General features: G+C 58.3%; 14 protein-coding genes. 7 read left to right on the top strand and 7 right to left on the bottom strand.

Going from position 1 to position 16557, the window contains the following annotated elements:
- The first annotated feature begins 38 nt into the window (after nucleotides 1–38).
- Entirely contained in the window at nucleotides 39–2963 is a 2925-nt protein-coding gene (gene gcvP / locus H4317_RS01845; RefSeq protein ID WP_185888499.1) for an aminomethyl-transferring glycine dehydrogenase, read from the top strand.
- A gap of 85 nt (nucleotides 2964–3048) precedes the next feature.
- Here gcvP and H4317_RS01840 read toward each other — a convergent pair whose 3' ends face one another.
- Nucleotides 3049–3207 carry a hypothetical protein gene (locus H4317_RS01840; RefSeq protein ID WP_185888498.1) on the bottom strand — a complete coding sequence of 53 codons (159 nt, stop codon included), beginning with the start codon at nucleotides 3205–3207 and terminating at the stop codon, nucleotides 3049–3051.
- Between the two features lie 352 nt (nucleotides 3208–3559).
- Here H4317_RS01840 and H4317_RS01835 point away from each other — a divergent pair, with 352 nt between their 5' ends.
- The gene (locus tag H4317_RS01835; RefSeq protein ID WP_185888497.1) at nucleotides 3560–4159 is read left to right on the top strand and encodes a DUF4136 domain-containing protein; all 600 of its coding nucleotides are present in this window, start codon (nucleotides 3560–3562) and stop codon (nucleotides 4157–4159) included.
- 140 nt (nucleotides 4160–4299) lie between these two features.
- Nucleotides 4300–4893, top strand: coding sequence for a hypothetical protein (locus H4317_RS01830; protein WP_185888496.1), 594 nt, complete (start codon nucleotides 4300–4302; stop codon nucleotides 4891–4893).
- A gap of 63 nt (nucleotides 4894–4956) precedes the next feature.
- On the opposite strand, the gene lipA is transcribed toward H4317_RS01830, so the two are convergent.
- Complete coding sequence (lipA, locus tag H4317_RS01825; protein ID WP_394368199.1) at nucleotides 4957–5850, bottom strand: lipoyl synthase; 894 nt, start codon at nucleotides 5848–5850, stop codon at nucleotides 4957–4959.
- 155 nt (nucleotides 5851–6005) lie between these two features.
- On the bottom strand, nucleotides 6006–6791 hold the full coding sequence (locus H4317_RS01820; RefSeq protein ID WP_260625777.1) for a hypothetical protein: 786 nt from the start codon (nucleotides 6789–6791) through the stop codon (nucleotides 6006–6008).
- A gap of 127 nt (nucleotides 6792–6918) precedes the next feature.
- On the opposite strand from H4317_RS01820, the gene H4317_RS01815 reads away from it, so the two are divergent.
- Complete coding sequence (locus H4317_RS01815) at nucleotides 6919–7326, top strand: OsmC family protein (RefSeq protein ID WP_185888495.1); 408 nt, start codon at nucleotides 6919–6921, stop codon at nucleotides 7324–7326.
- Between the two features lie 72 nt (nucleotides 7327–7398).
- On the opposite strand, the gene ytxJ is transcribed toward H4317_RS01815, so the two are convergent.
- From ytxJ to H4317_RS01795, 4 genes are all read right to left on the bottom strand, one after another.
- Entirely contained in the window at nucleotides 7399–7740 is a 342-nt protein-coding gene (gene ytxJ, locus H4317_RS01810; RefSeq protein WP_185888494.1) for a bacillithiol system redox-active protein YtxJ, read from the bottom strand.
- 12 nt (nucleotides 7741–7752) lie between these two features.
- Nucleotides 7753–8073, bottom strand: coding sequence for a hypothetical protein (locus H4317_RS01805; RefSeq protein ID WP_185888493.1), 321 nt, complete (start codon nucleotides 8071–8073; stop codon nucleotides 7753–7755).
- Between the two features lie 81 nt (nucleotides 8074–8154).
- Nucleotides 8155–8454, bottom strand: coding sequence for a hypothetical protein (locus H4317_RS01800; protein WP_185888492.1), 300 nt, complete (start codon nucleotides 8452–8454; stop codon nucleotides 8155–8157).
- Between the two features lie 150 nt (nucleotides 8455–8604).
- The gene (locus H4317_RS01795; RefSeq protein WP_185888491.1) at nucleotides 8605–10593 is read right to left on the bottom strand and encodes an alpha-ketoacid dehydrogenase subunit alpha/beta; all 1989 of its coding nucleotides are present in this window, start codon (nucleotides 10591–10593) and stop codon (nucleotides 8605–8607) included.
- A gap of 137 nt (nucleotides 10594–10730) precedes the next feature.
- Here H4317_RS01795 and H4317_RS01790 point away from each other — a divergent pair, with 137 nt between their 5' ends.
- The 3 genes from H4317_RS01790 (at nucleotide 10731) to H4317_RS01780 (ending at nucleotide 16498) form a co-directional block, all read left to right on the top strand.
- The gene (locus H4317_RS01790; protein ID WP_185888490.1) at nucleotides 10731–13493 is read left to right on the top strand and encodes a TonB-dependent receptor plug domain-containing protein; all 2763 of its coding nucleotides are present in this window, start codon (nucleotides 10731–10733) and stop codon (nucleotides 13491–13493) included.
- 149 nt (nucleotides 13494–13642) lie between these two features.
- On the top strand, nucleotides 13643–15145 hold the full coding sequence (locus H4317_RS01785) for an ArnT family glycosyltransferase (protein WP_185888489.1): 1503 nt from the start codon (nucleotides 13643–13645) through the stop codon (nucleotides 15143–15145).
- 66 nt (nucleotides 15146–15211) lie between these two features.
- Entirely contained in the window at nucleotides 15212–16498 is a 1287-nt protein-coding gene (locus H4317_RS01780) for a M16 family metallopeptidase (RefSeq protein WP_185888488.1), read from the top strand.
- Nucleotides 16499–16557 lie beyond the last annotated feature (59 nt).

Genomic DNA, 16557 nt, shown 5'->3' with positions numbered 1-16557 from the left:
TCCCGGAGCTACTTGTTGCCACCCTCACTCCTGTTTTTATGTTGCTGAAGACCAAGCCCGCCGATGTGTTCGTGGACCGTCACAACGGCCCCGACGAAGCTGCCGTAGCCGAGATGCTGCGCGTAATCGGCGTGGAGTCGATTGACCAGCTCATCGACGAAACCGTGCCGGCCGCCATCCGCCTGAAAAAGCCGCTGAACCTGCCCGCTGCCCTCACGGAGCGGGCTTTTTTGGCGAAGTTCAAAGGCATTGCCGGCAAGAATAAGCTGTTCAAAAACTACATCGGCCTGGGCTACCACGACACCCAGCTGCCGGCCGTCATTCAGCGTAACATTCTGGAAAACCCGGGCTGGTACACGGCCTACACGCCCTACCAGGCCGAAATTGCCCAGGGCCGCCTCGAAGCCCTCATCAACTACCAGACAATGGTAATTGACCTCACGGGCCTGGAAATTGCCAACGCCTCGCTGCTCGACGAAGGAACTGCCGCCGCCGAAACGCTGCACATGTTCCACTCGCTCAGCAAGAAGAAAAACGCCACCCGCTACTTCGTGTCGGAGCAGGTGCTGCCCCAGACCATCGACGTGGTGCGCACCCGCGCCACGCCCCTAGGCATTGAGCTGGTAGTAGGTGACCACCGCACTGTAGACCTCACCGACGACACCCTGTTCGGCGCGCTGCTGCAGTACCCCGCCGCCGACGGCGCCGTGTACGACTATACCGACTTCATCTCAAAAGCCCACGACAACAACCTGTTCGTGACCGTAGCGGCCGATTTGCTGTCCCTGACCCTGCTCACGCCTCCCGGCGAGATGGGCGCCGACGCCGTGGTAGGCAACTCCCAGCGCTTCGGCGTGCCGATGGGCTATGGCGGCCCGCACGCCGGCTTCCTGGCCACCAAAGACGCTTTCAAGCGCGTGATTCCCGGTCGCATCATCGGCCAGAGCATCGACGCGGCCGGCAACAAGGCCTACCGCATGGCGCTGCAAACCCGCGAGCAGCACATCCGCCGCGAAAAAGCCACCAGCAACATCTGCACCGCCCAGGTGCTGCTGTCGGTGCTGGCCGGCATGTACGCCGTGTACCACGGCCCGCAGCGCATCCGCCAGTTCGCCTCGAACGTCCACGCCCTCACCCGTACCCTCGACACCGAGTTGCACGCCTTGGGTCTGGAGCAAGGCAACGAGTTCTACTTCGACACCCTCGATATCCAGCTAGAAAGCAAGGAGCTGCAGACCGCCATCCGTCAGGAAGCCGAGTCGGCAGGCATCAACTTCCGCTACTTCGAGCAGGACGGCACGGCCCACGTAGGCATCTCGCTCAACCAGAACACCGAAATTGAGGACGTGCAGGACATTGTGGCCGTGTTCAGCAAAGTGCTGGGCCGCGACGTGCGCCAGGTAGCTCAGGCCGACGAGGTGGAGGTGACCTGGACCGACAACCTGATCCGTAAGAGCGAGTACCTCACGCACCCCATCTTCAACTCGCACCACTCCGAGCACGAGATGCTGCGCTACATGAAGCAGCTGGAAAACAAGGATTTGAGCCTGGCTCACTCCATGATTTCGCTCGGCTCGTGCACCATGAAGCTCAACGCCACCGCCGAGATGATTCCGGTGACCTGGCCGGAAATCGGTGGTTTGCACCCGTTTGCGCCGCGTGAGCAGGCCGCCGGCTATACCGAAATCTTCCACGACCTAGAGAAGTGGCTGTGCGAGGTGACGGGTTTCGATGCTGTATCGTTGCAGCCCAACTCGGGCGCACAGGGCGAGTACGCCGGCCTGCTGGCCATCAAAGGCTACCACGATGCCCGCGGCGACCAGCACCGCAACGTGGCCCTGATTCCGGCTTCGGCCCACGGCACCAACCCCGCCTCGGCCGTTATGGCCGGCATGACGGTGGTAGTGGTGAAAAGCACCGAGGAAGGCAACATCGACGTGGCCGACCTCAAAGCTAAAGCGGCCCAGTACGCTGACAAGCTGAGCTGCCTGATGGTGACCTACCCAAGCACGCACGGCGTGTATGAGGAAACCATCATCGACATCTGCGCCACCATTCACCAGCACGGCGGCCGCGTGTACATGGACGGCGCCAACATGAACGCCCAGGTGGGCCTCACCTCGCCCGCTACCATCGGGGCCGACGTATGCCATCTGAACCTGCACAAAACGTTCTGCATCCCGCACGGCGGCGGCGGACCCGGCGTCGGACCCATCGGCGTAGTAGCTGATCTGGCTCCATACCTATCGGGCCACGTGCTGGTAGACGCGGACGGCCGCACGGCCGGTGCCGTAACGTCGGCGCCCTGGGGCTCGGCCAGCATCCTGCCGATTTCTTACGCCTACATCAATATGATGGGCGGCGAAGGACTGACGCAGGCCACGCGCATCGCCATCCTAAACGCCAACTACATCAAGGCGCGTTTGGAAGAGCACTACCCTGTGCTTTACACCGGCTCGAACGGCCGCTGCGCCCACGAGATGATTCTGGAATGCCGCCACTTCAAAAAGGCCGGCATCGAGGTGGAAGACATTGCCAAGCGCCTGATGGACTACGGTTTCCACGCGCCCACGGTGTCCTTCCCAGTGGCTGGCACACTGATGATTGAGCCCACCGAATCGGAAAGCAAGGAAGAGCTGGACCGCTTCATTGAGGCCATGATCAGCATCCGGAAGGAAATTGCGGAGGTAGAAGCTGGCCGCGCCGATGCCAAGGACAACGTGCTCAAGCATGCCCCACACACTGCCGCCACTGTGCTAACCCACGACTGGACGCGCCCTTACACTCGTGAGGAAGCGGTGTACCCCACCGAGTATTCCCGCGCTTACAAGTTCTGGCCCGCCGTGTCGCGCATTGACTCGGCCTATGGCGACCGGAACCTGATTTGCTCTTGCACACCTATTGAACAGTACACGGATGCCGAGGAAAAGCTGGTAGAAACCGATAAAGGCCCCTCGTACTAAGTCTTTCTGACGTAGAAGCCCCTAAGCAAAAGCCCCCGCAACTGTAGTTGCGGGGGCTTTTGCTTAGGGATATGCTTGCCGGGTACTAGTTGCGGTTGCCGAAGCACTGCCGCTGCATGTAGCCATCGTAGGTCTTACCATCTTTGGTTACGCGGGCTTTCATAAAATAGTAGTCCACGGTATCTGTAACCTGTACTTCGGTGCCAGCCGTAATAGTAACCAGCTGAGGAGAAGTCTTTTTCATTCCATCATACAGAATACATTCTACCACTGTATTGTGGGCAACAGGAGTTTTGCTTGTACGGGAGCCGCTAGTATCCTCTTTGGTAGTAGTACAGGCAAAAAGGCTCAGCGAACTGAAAAGAAAGAGTAAGGTTCGGTTCATAGCAAGTGTTTAGGGTTGGGTAAGATAGATATATTCCTAAAATGAATTGAAATTTGCCCGCAATAATTTTCCCGGCTGCGACGCTTCAACATAGGTTTCGTGGAACGTTGGCTGGCACGGCTATGTTGACATAATACAAACCAAAAGCCTTATTCTGCCCTTAGCAGAGTGTTTCTAGGCATCTAGTGTTTTCCTCTTACTTGCTTTCCATATGACTCGTTTCACTCGTTTTTTTGGCCGTACTGCCACATTACTGGCTGTGAGTACAGCCATACTGTTCGGAACAGCTGGTTGCGCGGCCTCTTCCCGGGTTGGCGTCACTTCTGATTTCGACCATTCTGTCAATTTCCAAGCTTTCAAAACCTGGTCGTGGTACCCTACACAGACCAATGACACGGAAGGTGGTCCGGCTCAGGGCTACCAGTCGTTTTTAGATAAACGCATCCGAACTGCCATTGAGCGGGAGATGACCTCCAAGGGCATTTCCTATACTGAGAAGGGTGGCGACCTGTACGTGGCCTACTCGGCCAAAGTAGAAGATAAGCAGCAGGCCAATTATGGTGGTTTTGGTCCTTACGGCTACCCGTATGGATACCGTTATGGGGGCTTGTATAATAGCGGTTACGTTACGAACTACAAGGCTGGCACGGTCATTATCGACTTCGTGGATTCTCGCCGCAAGGAACTGGCATGGCGCGGACAAGGACAGGCCCAAGTGGACAAGCAGACCATTTCGGAACCCGAAGTATACCGCATCGTCAACAGCATTCTAGGCACATTCCCACCCCAGGATGCTAATGTGCGCCGCTAATTAAAAGCAAGGAATTGCAACCGTTGATTCTAGAAAAGCCTCTTCATTCGGAAAGAGGCTTTTTTATGCACCAATACGTAAGAATTATTGCCTTAGCGGTAGGTACAGGCTTGTTCGGTTTACTAACAGGATGCCAGACTGTGTTCCAAAGCATCTACGGTATCAGAGGGTTGCGGCAGGTGCCGGGCCCGGAGTTGCGCCAACTAGCTAAACGCTACGGCATCGAACAAGCGCAACTGGTACAGCTTGACACCAGCTACCGGCAGTTTCTGGCGCGCCAGTACAACCGCGACTCGGTGGCAGTCAAGAATCATTACCAGCCCTTACAAGTCTCCTACTACGACGCCACAGGCCAACTGCGCTGTTTCTACGTCAATTGTTATGCTGGGGGTGGTTTCCCGAATATCAACTGGAACTATCAGGGCGGCCTGAACCAATTTCCGCCTGCCCCACAGGCTCCCCTCGATACTATTCTGCCATTGACTACCTATTTGAGCTATCTGCGCACTCCCGAAGGCCATCTTTTGCCACCTCAGCCCGCCACCGACTATACGGTAGTAGTGCAATGGAGCCGCTTCATGGGCCGCCAGAGCCGCCGTCTGATAGAAGCAACTAAGCGCAATGGGATGCTGGCGCAGGGTCAGTCAGTACGACTACTATTTGTCAGCAACGACAATTTGCAAGCGTATGTTTACGAGCAGCAGGACCGGCGCGACGCCGCTCGCCGAAAATAAGGAAAGCAAAAAGCCCCATCTGAAGTCAGACGGGGCTTTTTTCGATTAGAAATCAGGCGCCGACTAAATCGGCACATTTACGTGGCGCTCGGCGTGGTAGGAGCTGCGCACCAATGGGCCGCTCTCTACGTATTTCAGGCCGCGAGCCAAGCCTTCCTCGCGGTAGTGCGCAAACAGGTCAGGGTGGATAAATTCGGCGACTTCCAAGTGGCGCTTGGTGGGCTGCAGGTATTGGCCCAGCGTCAGGATGTCGAGGCCATTGGCTACCAGGTCATCCATTGCCTTGTACATCTCATCTTTGGTTTCGCCCAGCCCTAGCATGATACCCGACTTGGTGCGCCGCCCAACCTCTTTGGTCCGGCGAATCTGCTCCAAGCTCCGGTCGTACTTGCCTTGCGGGCGTACGAGCCGGTAGAGGCTACCTACGGTTTCCATATTGTGCGACACCACTTCTTGGCCGCCGGCAATCATCGTATCTAAGGCGTCCCAGTTGGCTTTCACGTCTGGAATCAGCGTTTCGATGGTGGTTTCGGGCGAGAGGCGCTTGGTTTGCACCACTGTTTCGTACCACACGCTGGCGCCCCGGTCCTTGAGTTCGTCGCGGTTTACGGATGTGATGACAGCATGCTTCACCCCCATCAGCTGAATGGCTTCAGCCACACGGCGGGGTTCGTCGAGGTCATATTCGGTAGGGCGGCCGGTGGCTACTGCGCAAAACGAGCAGGAGCGTGTGCACACGTTGCCCAGAATCATAAAAGTGGCGGTGCCGGCACCCCAGCACTCCCCCATGTTGGGGCAGTTGCCGCTTTCACAAATGGTGTGCAGCTTATGTTCATCCACTAAGCGGCGAACAGCCGCGTATTCAGGGCCTACAGGCAGCTTCACCCGCAACCAGTCTGGCTTGCGCGCCTTAGCGGGCGCTACGGGTTCGGGCTGTATGATAGGCAAGGTCAGCAGCAAATCTTCCATGCTACAAAGGTAAGGGGGTAAGTAGGAATGCGGGGCGGATGCCAGCTAGTGAGACACAAAAAATGAGACTTTGTTTGCCACAGCCCTGTGGAGCCGGACAAATCAAGTCTCATTTGCTGATGAAGACGGCCACTCCCAGAAAATCAGCTTCTCGAGCCTAAATAAATGGTGAGGTACACAGATGGGTAGAACCGGTTGTTGATGGTGTTGTCATCCACGTTGAGGGAGCGGATAATGGACGGCCGCTTAGCATAAAGCTCTAGTAGAAATCCGGTTTCGATGCCCGCCACGGCGTCGCGGTAGCGGCCATACTCAAAGCTAAGCGCCCCCCGAACGTGGGCACCTACATAGGGCTTTACCTCATTGATGCCCGAAAAGAGCGGGGCCCGGTCGAAAATCAGGTTGATATTGGAATGTTTCTGTGGGTCGTAGGCTTCGGCGCGGATGTCGTCGGGGCCAGTGGCCTGGCCTTGGCTATTGCGGTCCGTGTAGTCGTAGTACACATAATAAGGCATCAACAACCCAATGGATGGGCCGGCGCCAAACAACCCGTTCACCTGCACACCAGACTCAGGTGCCTTGCGAAAAATCACGCGCTGCACTCCTACCGTGGGCCGTAGCACAAACATGTAGTTGGCCTTGTCGCGCACAAAAGAGCCACCGTTGTAGCTGGGCAGCCGACGCTCTTTCGGGTGCTTCACCTCTACGCCCTCAATGCTCCAGTAGCGCGACCATTTCTCGTTAAGAACCCGCGAAGAGCGCACCGAAAGGCCGCCAATCAGACCACCTCGCGTGTTGAAGTTGAGGCCGTATACAAATTCCTTGCGGTAAGAGGGGTCGTCGTTGGGGGCAGCGGCCGCACCCTGCGCCTGAGCAGCAAGCGGACTAAGCAGCGCCAGCAGGCTGGCAAGAGAGAGTATATGTCGCACGGGACGCAAAGGGGCTAGGACGTATGGAAAGACGGACCGACCGGGGTGCCCGGCGGGCAGCCTGTCGAAAGTACGTAAATTTGCGAGCATCATCTTGTTGCGAACTTACTTCCTACCTGATTCAACTATGAGCACTGCCACCGCCCGCTACGCCGGCCACTTGCGCACCGAAGCCACCCATTCCGCCTCCGGCAGCACCATTCTGACCGATGCTCCCGTGGATAACCACGGCCGGGGCGAAGCGTTTTCACCAACCGACTTGGTTAGTGCCGCGCTGGGCTCCTGCATGATGACCATTATGGGAATTGTGGCCGAACGCCACAACCTGGATCTGACTGGTGTCACGTACGACGTGACTAAGCACATGGCTACCGAGCCGCGGCGTATCCGGCAGATTGACGTGCATTTTCGGCTACCGGCCTCGCTCACAGAAAAGGAGCGTGTGCTGCTCGAAAATGCTGCCCGCACCTGTCCGGTGGCTCTTAGCCTCAACCCGGAAATCCAGCAGGAGGTTCAGTTTGAGTACGCTGGCTAACGTGGGCCAATTCAACAGCCAAAAAAGAACGCCCCGCTACTGCAGGGCGTTCTTTTTTTAGCCGATAACGGTCTATTTGACTGCTTGCTTTACGTCGCTCAGCCGGATGCCCATGTGCGAGGCATCGTAGCGGCACTCTCCGTCCTGAATCAGGAGTAGTTGCGGAGACTCATGCTGCACGCCAAATTTCTGTGCTATTTCGTTGGAGATAGGGCGGAAACGCAGCAAATCCAGGTAGTATATCTTGGTGTCATCCAGCCCAGCATCGGCCCATTGGCGCTCCAGCTTGCCTTTGGCCGCAGCGCTGATGGAGCAGGAAGTGCTGTGCTTAAAGATGATAACTGGTGCTTCCTGCGACTCGCGCACGATATCCAGGAGTTGTTCGGGTTGGGTCAGGGGGAGCCAGGGAGTCATAGCCAAGAGTGGTTAGTTGGTAGCCGCGTTGTCTTTTTTCTTCTTCCGAAGACGTAAAGCAGGGTAGCTTGGTTCACTTACGCGGGCAGCCCCGGTATTGTCGAACTTATAACTATCCCGGTCGTCTTCGGCCTCTACAGAGCGGCCCCCGCCTTCCCGTTTTAGGTCGTCCTTGTTCACGGCCAGGTGCGAGTCCTTGTACGGCGCCGGGTACTTGCGGGCGTCGCGCAGGGCGCGGCGGTTCTGGACCTTTTGGTTGGTCTTCACAATCTGCGCCGACACGTCAGCAGCAGAGAAACAGAACAGGCCGAGAAGCAGGAGCAGGAAACGCATCGGGAGTGGGAACGGGAGGAGGCAAACGGGACAGAAGGCAAAACCAGCACAATAATCAATCCATGCCGGGCTGCGGCGAAGCTAGAAGGGCAGCGTGATACCCAGAAACTTGCGCTGGCCAACTTTCTTTTTCAGCTTGCGGCGCTCGTATTTGGGCTTTTTCAGCAACCCATCTTTGGTATAACTGTTCTTTTGAATTTTCACTTCCACCGGCTCGGCGCTGGTGCTGGTGCCGTCAGCATTGGCATCGTCGGCTCCCTTGGCTGCCTTTTTTACCTTGGGCTGGGGCGGACCTTTGGGGCTAGGCAACGCGTAGCGGTGGCTTTGGCAGGCAGCCAGCAGCGTCAGTGCAAGCAGCCATAAGATTCCGATTCGCTTCATAGTAGTGGTAAGGTACTTAGCCGCCATGTTCAGCGGAGCGCCGTTTTAAGCGCTTTATTCTCTTAAGATTCAGCCGAACAACCATACAGTTGCTTCAGCTTCGCGCAATAGGGTGGCCTTTTTGGAATGAAAGCCGTCCTGCTCCGGCGTTTAGTAGTTCAGCAGCTTTTCCACGGCCAGCCGCAGGCGGTGCTGGGGCAGAAACTGCTTTTCGAGGCTGGGGGAAAATGGAATGGCCGTATCGAGTGAGGCCACGCGCACCAGCGGCGCATCGAGGTGCTGGAAGCAGTGTTCGGCAATCCAGGCCCCGATTTCGCCGCCCAAGCCGCCCGTGAGGGTATCTTCGTGGAGCAGCAGCACACGGCCATTTTTCTCCACGGTTTTGCGCACGGCCTCCTCATCCCAGGGCAGTAGGGTGCGCAGGTCGAGGATATCGGCGTCCAGGTTCAGCTCCTCAGCCAGCGCAAGCGCCCAGTGCACACCCGCGCCGTAGGTGATGATGCTGAGCGTTTCGCCCTCGCGCACCAGCGCGGCCTTCCCGATGGGCGTGGTGTAGTAGGCGTCCGGCACTGGCGCCGAAATGCTGCGGTACAGCAGCTTGTGCTCAAAGTACATGACTGGGTTGGGGTCCTCGAAAGCGGCGCAGAGCAGGCCCTTGGCGTCTACGGGGTTGCTAGGGTACACTACTTTCAGACCGGGCGTGTGCGTAAACCAGGCCTCATTGCTTTGGCTATGAAACGGACCAGCGGCCGTGCCCGCACCGGTAGGCATGCGCACCACTACGTCGGCGTTCTGGCCCCAGCGGTAGTGGCTTTTGGCGAGGTTATTCACAATTTGGTTGAAGCCGCAGCTCACGAAATCGGCGAACTGCATTTCCACCATAGCCTTCTTGCCCTTGATGCTCAGGCCCAGCGCCGCGCCCACAATGGCCGACTCGCACAAAGGCGTGTTGCGTACCCGGCCCTTGCCAAACTGCCCCACAAAGCCATCCGTAATCTTGAATACTCCGCCGTAATCGGCAATGTCCTGGCCCATCAGCACCAAGTCGGGGTGGCGCTCCATGCTCTGGCGCAGCCCGTCCGAAATGGCGTCTACATAGCGCTTATCGGTGGTCGGCTGTTGGTTGCCGGTGGTTAGATTCAGGGCTGCATCGGGCTGGAAGCTGCGGTACATGTCCCCAATTTCCTCTTCGAGGCTTGCGGTGGGCATGGGCACGGCGTCGGCCACTTTCAGGCCTTCTTCTATCTCGCGCTTAATGGTTTCGCGGTAGCGCATGCGGGCTTCCTCGTCCAGAATACCTTCCTGTAGCAGCCACTTTTCGTAGTTCTCCACCGGGTCTTTCTGGGCCCACTCCTCAAACAGCTCTTGGGGCACGTACTTGGTGCCGCTAGCTTCCTCGTGGCCGCGCATTCGGAACGTGAGAGCCTCCAGCAGCACGGGGCGCGGGTTTTGGCGCAAGTCTTCGGCAAGGCGGCGCACGGTATCGTAGACTTCCAGCACGTTGTTGCCGTCTACCTGCACGGCGTCCATGCCGTAGGCAGGACCTTTGTCGATGAAATAGTTGAAGCGGAACTGCTCCCGGCTGGGCGTGCTCAGGCCGTAGCCATTGTTTTCGATGATGAAGATGACCGGCAGCTGCCACACGGCCGCTACGTTCAGGGCCTCGTGGAAGTCGCCTTCGGAGGCGCCGCCGTCGCCACTGTAGGTCACGGTTACTTTGGGGCGGTCTTCGAGCTTATCAGCCAGGGCAATGCCTCCGGCTACCGCCAGCTGCGGCCCCAGGTGCGAAATCATACCCACGATGTGGTGCTCGTTAGTGCCGAAGTGAAAGCTCCGGTCGCGGCCCTTGGTGTAGCCGGTGGTTTTGCCTTGCCACTGCGCAAACAGCCGGTCCAGCGGAATGTCGCGGCCCGTGAATACGCCTAGGTTGCGGTGCAGCGGCAGAATGTACTCGTCGGGCTCCAGGGCCAGCGTGCTGCCCACCGAAATGGCCTCCTGCCCTATTCCCGAAAACCACTTGCTCACTTTGCCTTGGCGTAGCAAAATCAGCATTTTTTCCTCAATCATGCGGGGCTTTAGCAGCGCTTGGTAGAGGTGAAGTAGGGTGTCGTTGGAGTAGTCCTTTCGGTCGAAGTTCATGGGGCAGAAGCGGGTGGGAGAATATCGGGGCCAAAAGTACGGGTTTGGGTTGGATGGAAATTTATCTATCTGCTTTTGTGAATTGAGTTACCCGTCGACATCTATCTTCGAAGGCCCTTCTTTCCCTATATCTTTCTATGCTCCGACTTCTTCCTACTGGTATCTTTTTGCTGACTGCTAGTTCTACCGTGCAGGCGCAAAAATCAATTTCTATTGACAATCAGTATCCTTTGCTAGATAATATCAGCTTGTCTGCTCCAGACAGCCTTCTTACTACGCTTCATTGTACTGCACCTGGCATACCCATAACCCCCTTCACTCTGCCAGCCCTCACCACGCTGCAGCCTGCTCTGAGCCGGGTGGCCGGCGTACAGGTGACGCCGTATTCGGGGGCGCCTGGGGCGTGGAGCACGGTGCGGATCCGGGGAGTAGCCAATGCCACAGGTAGCAGCCAGCCGCTGTATGTGGTAGATGGAATACCGGTGTATAATCTGGATGCCACACCGGAGCGCTGGACAGGACCGAACTACCCTTCGGATCTACCTAATACTGCCATCCCGGGACCTACCACGCCTTTTTCGCCGGTCAGCAATCCGTTGCTGGCTATGCCGGTGGAAGACATTGCGCAGATAGAAGTGGTGAAAGGTGCTGCAGCCACCGCACAATACGGAGCCCAGGGTACCAACGGAGTTATCCGCATCAGTACCCAGCGCGGGGTCGACGGTGAACAAGCGGCTCGGAAGCCACGGGTGCGCTACGCCGGCTGGGCCGGAGTGCAGCATGTGCGCCAGCGCTACGAGCTGCTGAATGCCCGCCAGTACGCCGACTTGGTAAACGTGGCCGCCACCAACAACAATCAGCCGGCCCCGTACTCTGCCGCTGACCTGGCCACGCTGGGGGAAGCAGACCGGCAGGATGAAGTATTCCGGGTGGCAGGCATGCAGAGCCACAACCTGAGTCTGGATGGTCTGACGACAAACAACACCCGTTACTATGTGGCCGCCGACTATCTGCGCCAGACCGGCGTGGTACACAACTCGCGCCTGAGCCGCTACAGCTTGCGCACCAACCTGGAGAAGCAGTTGAATTCGCAGCTTACAGTGTCTCTAAACCTGGCCGGCAGCCAGCTCGACCAGCGCCAGCCGGGCTACGAGCCGGACGCGGGGCCGCTACTGCGGCAGTTTCTGCTGGCCCCGCCCGCCGTGCCCGGCCGCTGGGCTACGCCTGTGCCCATCTTCGAATCGGGGCTGCCGGGCCGCCTGCTGGAGGAGGGCCACACGCCCCGTACGCGTCGGCTACTGGCGCAACTGCAGGCTCGCTATCAAGTCACGCCTGCTCTCACGCTGCGCGCATTTGTGGGCCTGGAGCGCAACGCCACCGACGACGAGTACCGCACCGACTACACCACAGCTACATCGTTTGGCACTTCGCGCTATCAGCGGCAGGAAACGGCGGCCGTAGACCTAACCAGCCAGGTAGCTGGAGCCGAGATACGCTACCAGCGCACCCTGCAGGAACGCCACGCCTTCGGAGCCAGCCTTGGCTACCTGCACCAACAGTACAAACAGTCCACTAACCGCGCCATGCGGCAGGAATTTTCCGACCAAAGCTCTTCGGCCGTAGGAGGTAGTGAAGCCAGCACCCGCCTGTATACCAACCCGTCGCACAGTCCGTCGGCGAGCTTTAGCTACGTGTATGCCGGCCGCTACGAGGTGCAGGCATCCGTACGCGCCGATAAAGTGGTGGATGCACCGGGCCAGCCGGTTTTTTCGAGCGGGGTTGTTTCGTTGGCTTCTCCGGAAGAAGCGTACCACCTGTTCCCGGGCGGCGAGGTGCGTTGGCACGCAGGTAAGGAGGCTTTTCTGCGAGATGTTTCGGCGCTTAAATCTCTCTCGTTGCGAGCCGGTGCTGGACGCACCAGCAGCTACTTTACCCCCGACCGTACCACTCATTTCGATGCGGGCCTGCATCTGGGCGAAGCGAGTAGCCGGTTTTCGCTGGATGCCACTGTGTATGAGCGCCGAACTACCCGCGCACAGTCTGGTGTGCTAGTGCCTGTGCCTACTTCCAGCGGCTTCAGCTATCAAAATGTGTTCCCTGAACTGGACCTGCGCAACCGGGGCCTGGAGTTGACCTTGAATAGCAATTGGCAGGTGGGGCAGGTGCAAGCCTTGAGCACGCTGGCTGCCGCTACCAACCGCAACCTGATAACGCGTATGCCGGCAAGCACCGTCACTTCCGGCCGCTATTATCAGGGCTTGGAAGAAGGGCAGCCATTAGGGCGTTTTCTGGTATATGAGCAGGACGGCACCTACCCCGCTAGCTCGCCGCAGGCCGGGCAGGTGCGCCTCCGCGACACCAACAGCGACGGCCGGCTAAATGCCGACGATGCACGCTACCAGGGCTCGGGGCTGCCCCGCTACACCCTCAACCTGTATCAGCAAGTGCGCCTGAAACGGTGGCAGCTGGAAGCGCAGTTCGATGGGTTGTTCGGCTACCAGTTGCTGAATTCCACACTCGTTTTCCTTGATGCTCCCACCGGCACCATCAACAACTCCGTCCGGGCACTGAATTACTGGACGCCGGCCAATCAGAACACGTCGGTGCCGCGCCCCGGTGCGGAGGTGTTTGGTTCAGTTTACCAGCTCACCGACCAGAACCTGGAAAGCGGCAACCATGTGCGCCTCTCGCAGCTCAGCCTCAGCTACGAAGTGCTAAACAAAGACCAGCGCCGCGCCAGCGTGTGGGTAGGTGGCCAGAATCTACTTGTGACAGGCAGCTACCGTGGCTACGACCCCAACGTGAGCAGTGGAGGCGCCTCCCCGTTGCTGGCCGGCCGCGACGCCAGCGTGTATCCGGTAGCCCGGGTATGGCAAGTAGGCGTGCGGGGTTCGTTCTAGTGGGCGTGGCAGCATAAAACAGGCACCCATAACATTCAGCTTCCCGGCCTCCTACTGGCTTGCAGAGGGATGAGCTTCTTTCTATCTTGCTAGCAGAAGCTCTTCTATTCGAAGGGCTCTGTTTTTTAGTACCTCTCCCGTTCCCCTTCGTGCCTCCGCTTTCCCGTTTCTCTCTCTCCCGTGCCCAGTGGTGGCGTATCGGGTTCGTGCTGCTGCTGATTGCGCTTTCGTTTCTTCCTCTTTTCTGGCTTCTCGACAGCCATCCAGTTCAGCAGTTCGACGAGGCCCGCACCGGCATCAACGGCCTGAACATATTGCGCAACAACGAGTGGCTGGTGCTGCGTGACGCCGATATGCGGCCCGACCTGTGGAATTGTAAGCCGCCACTCTGGCCCTGGGTGCTGGCGCTTAGCTTCAAGCTGGTGGGCCTCTCAGAACTGGGCCTGCGCCTGCCAGTAGCGCTGGCAGCACTGGCCACTACGCTGGTAGTGTACCAGGCTGGCCGACGGTGGCTGGGCACTAAGGAAGGAGGCCTGCTGGCTGCACTGATTCTGCTCACCTCGGGCGGCTACATCAACACGCACATCACCCGTACCGGCGACTACGACACGTTTCTCACTCTCTGGACCACGTTGGGCGCGCTCAACTGGCTGCGCTATCTGCAGGAAGGCCGCAACCGCTCGGCGTGGCTGACGGGGCTGTTCTTTTTTCTGGCAGCTTTTACCAAAGGTGTAGCCGGGCTCATGTTCGGGCCCGGACTGCTGTTGGCTACTCTAGCCACAGGCCAGATGCAGCGGCTGCGGCGGCCGGCTCCGTGGCTGGCCCTGCTGGCCTTGTTCGCCGGAATGGCCACGTGGTACATCGTGCGCGAAAGTGCGGCTCCTGGCTACCTGGCCGCCGTATGGGAATATGAGCTAGGTGGGCCGGCTACTACCCAGATGGAAGGACACCACTATGAGTTCTACTGGTACCTAACCAACCTGATGGAATCTGAATTTACGTTCTGGCTAGTGCCAGCCGTATTAGGAGCATTACTAGGCTGGCGGCTTCCTAAAGGCAGTCCGGGATGGTGGCTCGTGCGGTTTGTGTTGTGCGTAGTAGGCCTGTTCATGCTGACCCTGGCTCTTACCCAGACGAAACTGCACTGGTACAACGCGCCCATGTTCCCGCTGCTGGCGCTGCTGGCAGCCAGCGGCCTACTACAGATGGGCCGGGCCGTGGCCTCACAACAGCACTGGCGCCCCAGCCCGGCAGCCCGTCTGGGCGGGATATTCCTTATTGTCTGCCTTCCCTACTGGGCCCAGTGCCGTACCCTGGTACGCATCTACGATGATCGTTATAAAGTACCGTCGCTTCAGCTGGGCTTTCACCTGCGCCACCAGCTGGAGCTGGAGCCCACCCTGCGCGACTATTACCACGGCGACGATGGGCAGTTCAACGATAGCCCGGCGTTTTACCGCACCGCTATGGCTATGCAGCATAGCCACCGCATCGTGCGGGTGCCACCCTGGAAAGTAAACGAAACTTCCGCTGGCCAGTTAGTAGTTATCTGTGGGGCCAAACCACGGTTCTTCTGGGAAAAGTGGTACCGCACGAGCCTCATCCTTAAAACCGATTCGTGCGTAACGCTTCGCCTAGAAGCGCGCCGGTAGCCATACTTGTGTGCGCTACCTGCCCGGCCGCAGTGGCGGGCTATTGATCTGTAAACTCTGACTTGTATGATTCATTTCGAAGAATTCACGCTAGCTAACGGCCTGCGCTGTATTGTACACGAAGACCACACCACGCCCATGGCCGTGCTCAACGTGCTCTACAATGTGGGTTCCCGCGACGAAGAGGCGTCTCACACGGGCTTTGCTCATTTGTTTGAACACCTCATGTTCTCTGGCTCGGCTAATATTCCGAGCTACGATGAGCCGTTGCAGCGCGTAGGCGGCGAAAACAATGCCTTTACGTCTCCCGACATCACCAACTACTACCTCACGTTGCCGGCAGCCAATATCGAAACCGGCTTCTGGCTGGAATCGGACCGGATGCTGAATCTGGCTTTCTCTGAAAACGGGCTGGAAGTGCAGCGCAAAGTGGTGGTAGAGGAGTTCAAGCAGAACTACCTCAACCAGCCCTACGGCGACGTATGGCTGAAACTGCGGCCCTTGGCCTACACTCGCCACCCCTATCAGTGGGCTACCATCGGCAAGGAGGTCAGCCACATCGAAAACGCGGTGATGGACGATGTCCGGGCTTTTTTCAAGAAGCATTATGCCCCACAAAACGCCATTCTGGTTGTAGCCGGCGCCGTATCGGTGGCCGATGCCCGACGCTTGGCCGAGAAGTGGTTCGAGCCAATTCCAGGAGGCCCGGTATATGAGCGCCAGCTTCCTGCCGAGCCGCGCCAGACTGAGGCCCGGTTCCTGGAGATAGCCGCCGATGTACCGCTGAGCGCCCTGTATAAGGTATACCACATGCCCGCCCGTAGTGCCGATGACTATTATGCTGTAGACTTGCTCAGCGACCTGCTGGGCCGCGGAAAATCGAGCCGACTCTATCAGCAGCTAGTGAAAGAGCAGGCCTTGTTCAACTCTATTTCGGCCTCCGTGATGGGGTCGCTGGAACCCGGTTTGCTGGTGGTAAGCGGCAAGCTGAACGCTGGTGTGGCACTGGAAGCGGCCGATGCGGCGGTGGAAGCGGTGCTGGCCTCGCTGCACACCACCGAAGTATCCACCGAAGAGCTGGAGAAAGTAAAAAACCAGGCAGAAGCCAGCATTGTGTTTGGCGAAATCGAGCTACTGAATCGTGCCATGAACTTAGCCTACAGCAAACTAATGGGCGACGCAAACCTAGTAAACGAGGAAAGTGCCCGCCTACAGGCCGTGACACCGGCCGCCATTCAGGCAGCCGCCCGCGAGGTACTTCGCCCCGACAATTGCAGTACGCTCTACTACCGTGCGCAGCCACGCGAAGCCGTGCCCGTCATGGCCGAAGCTGCAGCGGACGACATACGCTAACCTAGACTACCTGATAAGAGAAAGGCCCGGCCGACATTCGTCGACCGGGCCTTTCTTGT

It is taken from the genome of Hymenobacter sediminicola (assembly GCF_014250515.1).
GTDB lineage: Bacteria > Bacteroidota > Bacteroidia > Cytophagales > Hymenobacteraceae > Hymenobacter > Hymenobacter sediminicola.
This window is presented reverse-complemented; position numbering and strand designations above follow the sequence as displayed.

Coding starts and splice junctions, on each gene's coding strand:
- H4317_RS01800 (WP_185888492.1), bottom strand. CDS start 8,454: ATGAAGCGAATCGGAATCTTATGGCTGCTTGCACTGACGCTGCTGGCT.
- H4317_RS01795 (WP_185888491.1), bottom strand. CDS start 10,593: ATGAACTTCGACCGAAAGGACTACTCCAACGACACCCTACTTCACCTC.
- H4317_RS01790 (WP_185888490.1), top strand. CDS start 10,731: ATGCTCCGACTTCTTCCTACTGGTATCTTTTTGCTGACTGCTAGTTCT.
- H4317_RS01840 (WP_185888498.1), bottom strand. CDS start 3,207: ATGAAAAAGACTTCTCCTCAGCTGGTTACTATTACGGCTGGCACCGAA.
- H4317_RS01835 (WP_185888497.1), top strand. CDS start 3,560: ATGACTCGTTTCACTCGTTTTTTTGGCCGTACTGCCACATTACTGGCT.
- gcvP (WP_185888499.1), top strand. CDS start 39: ATGTTGCTGAAGACCAAGCCCGCCGATGTGTTCGTGGACCGTCACAAC.
- H4317_RS01805 (WP_185888493.1), bottom strand. CDS start 8,073: ATGCGTTTCCTGCTCCTGCTTCTCGGCCTGTTCTGTTTCTCTGCTGCT.
- ytxJ (WP_185888494.1), bottom strand. CDS start 7,740: ATGACTCCCTGGCTCCCCCTGACCCAACCCGAACAACTCCTGGATATC.
- H4317_RS01815 (WP_185888495.1), top strand. CDS start 6,919: ATGAGCACTGCCACCGCCCGCTACGCCGGCCACTTGCGCACCGAAGCC.
- H4317_RS01780 (WP_185888488.1), top strand. CDS start 15,212: ATGATTCATTTCGAAGAATTCACGCTAGCTAACGGCCTGCGCTGTATT.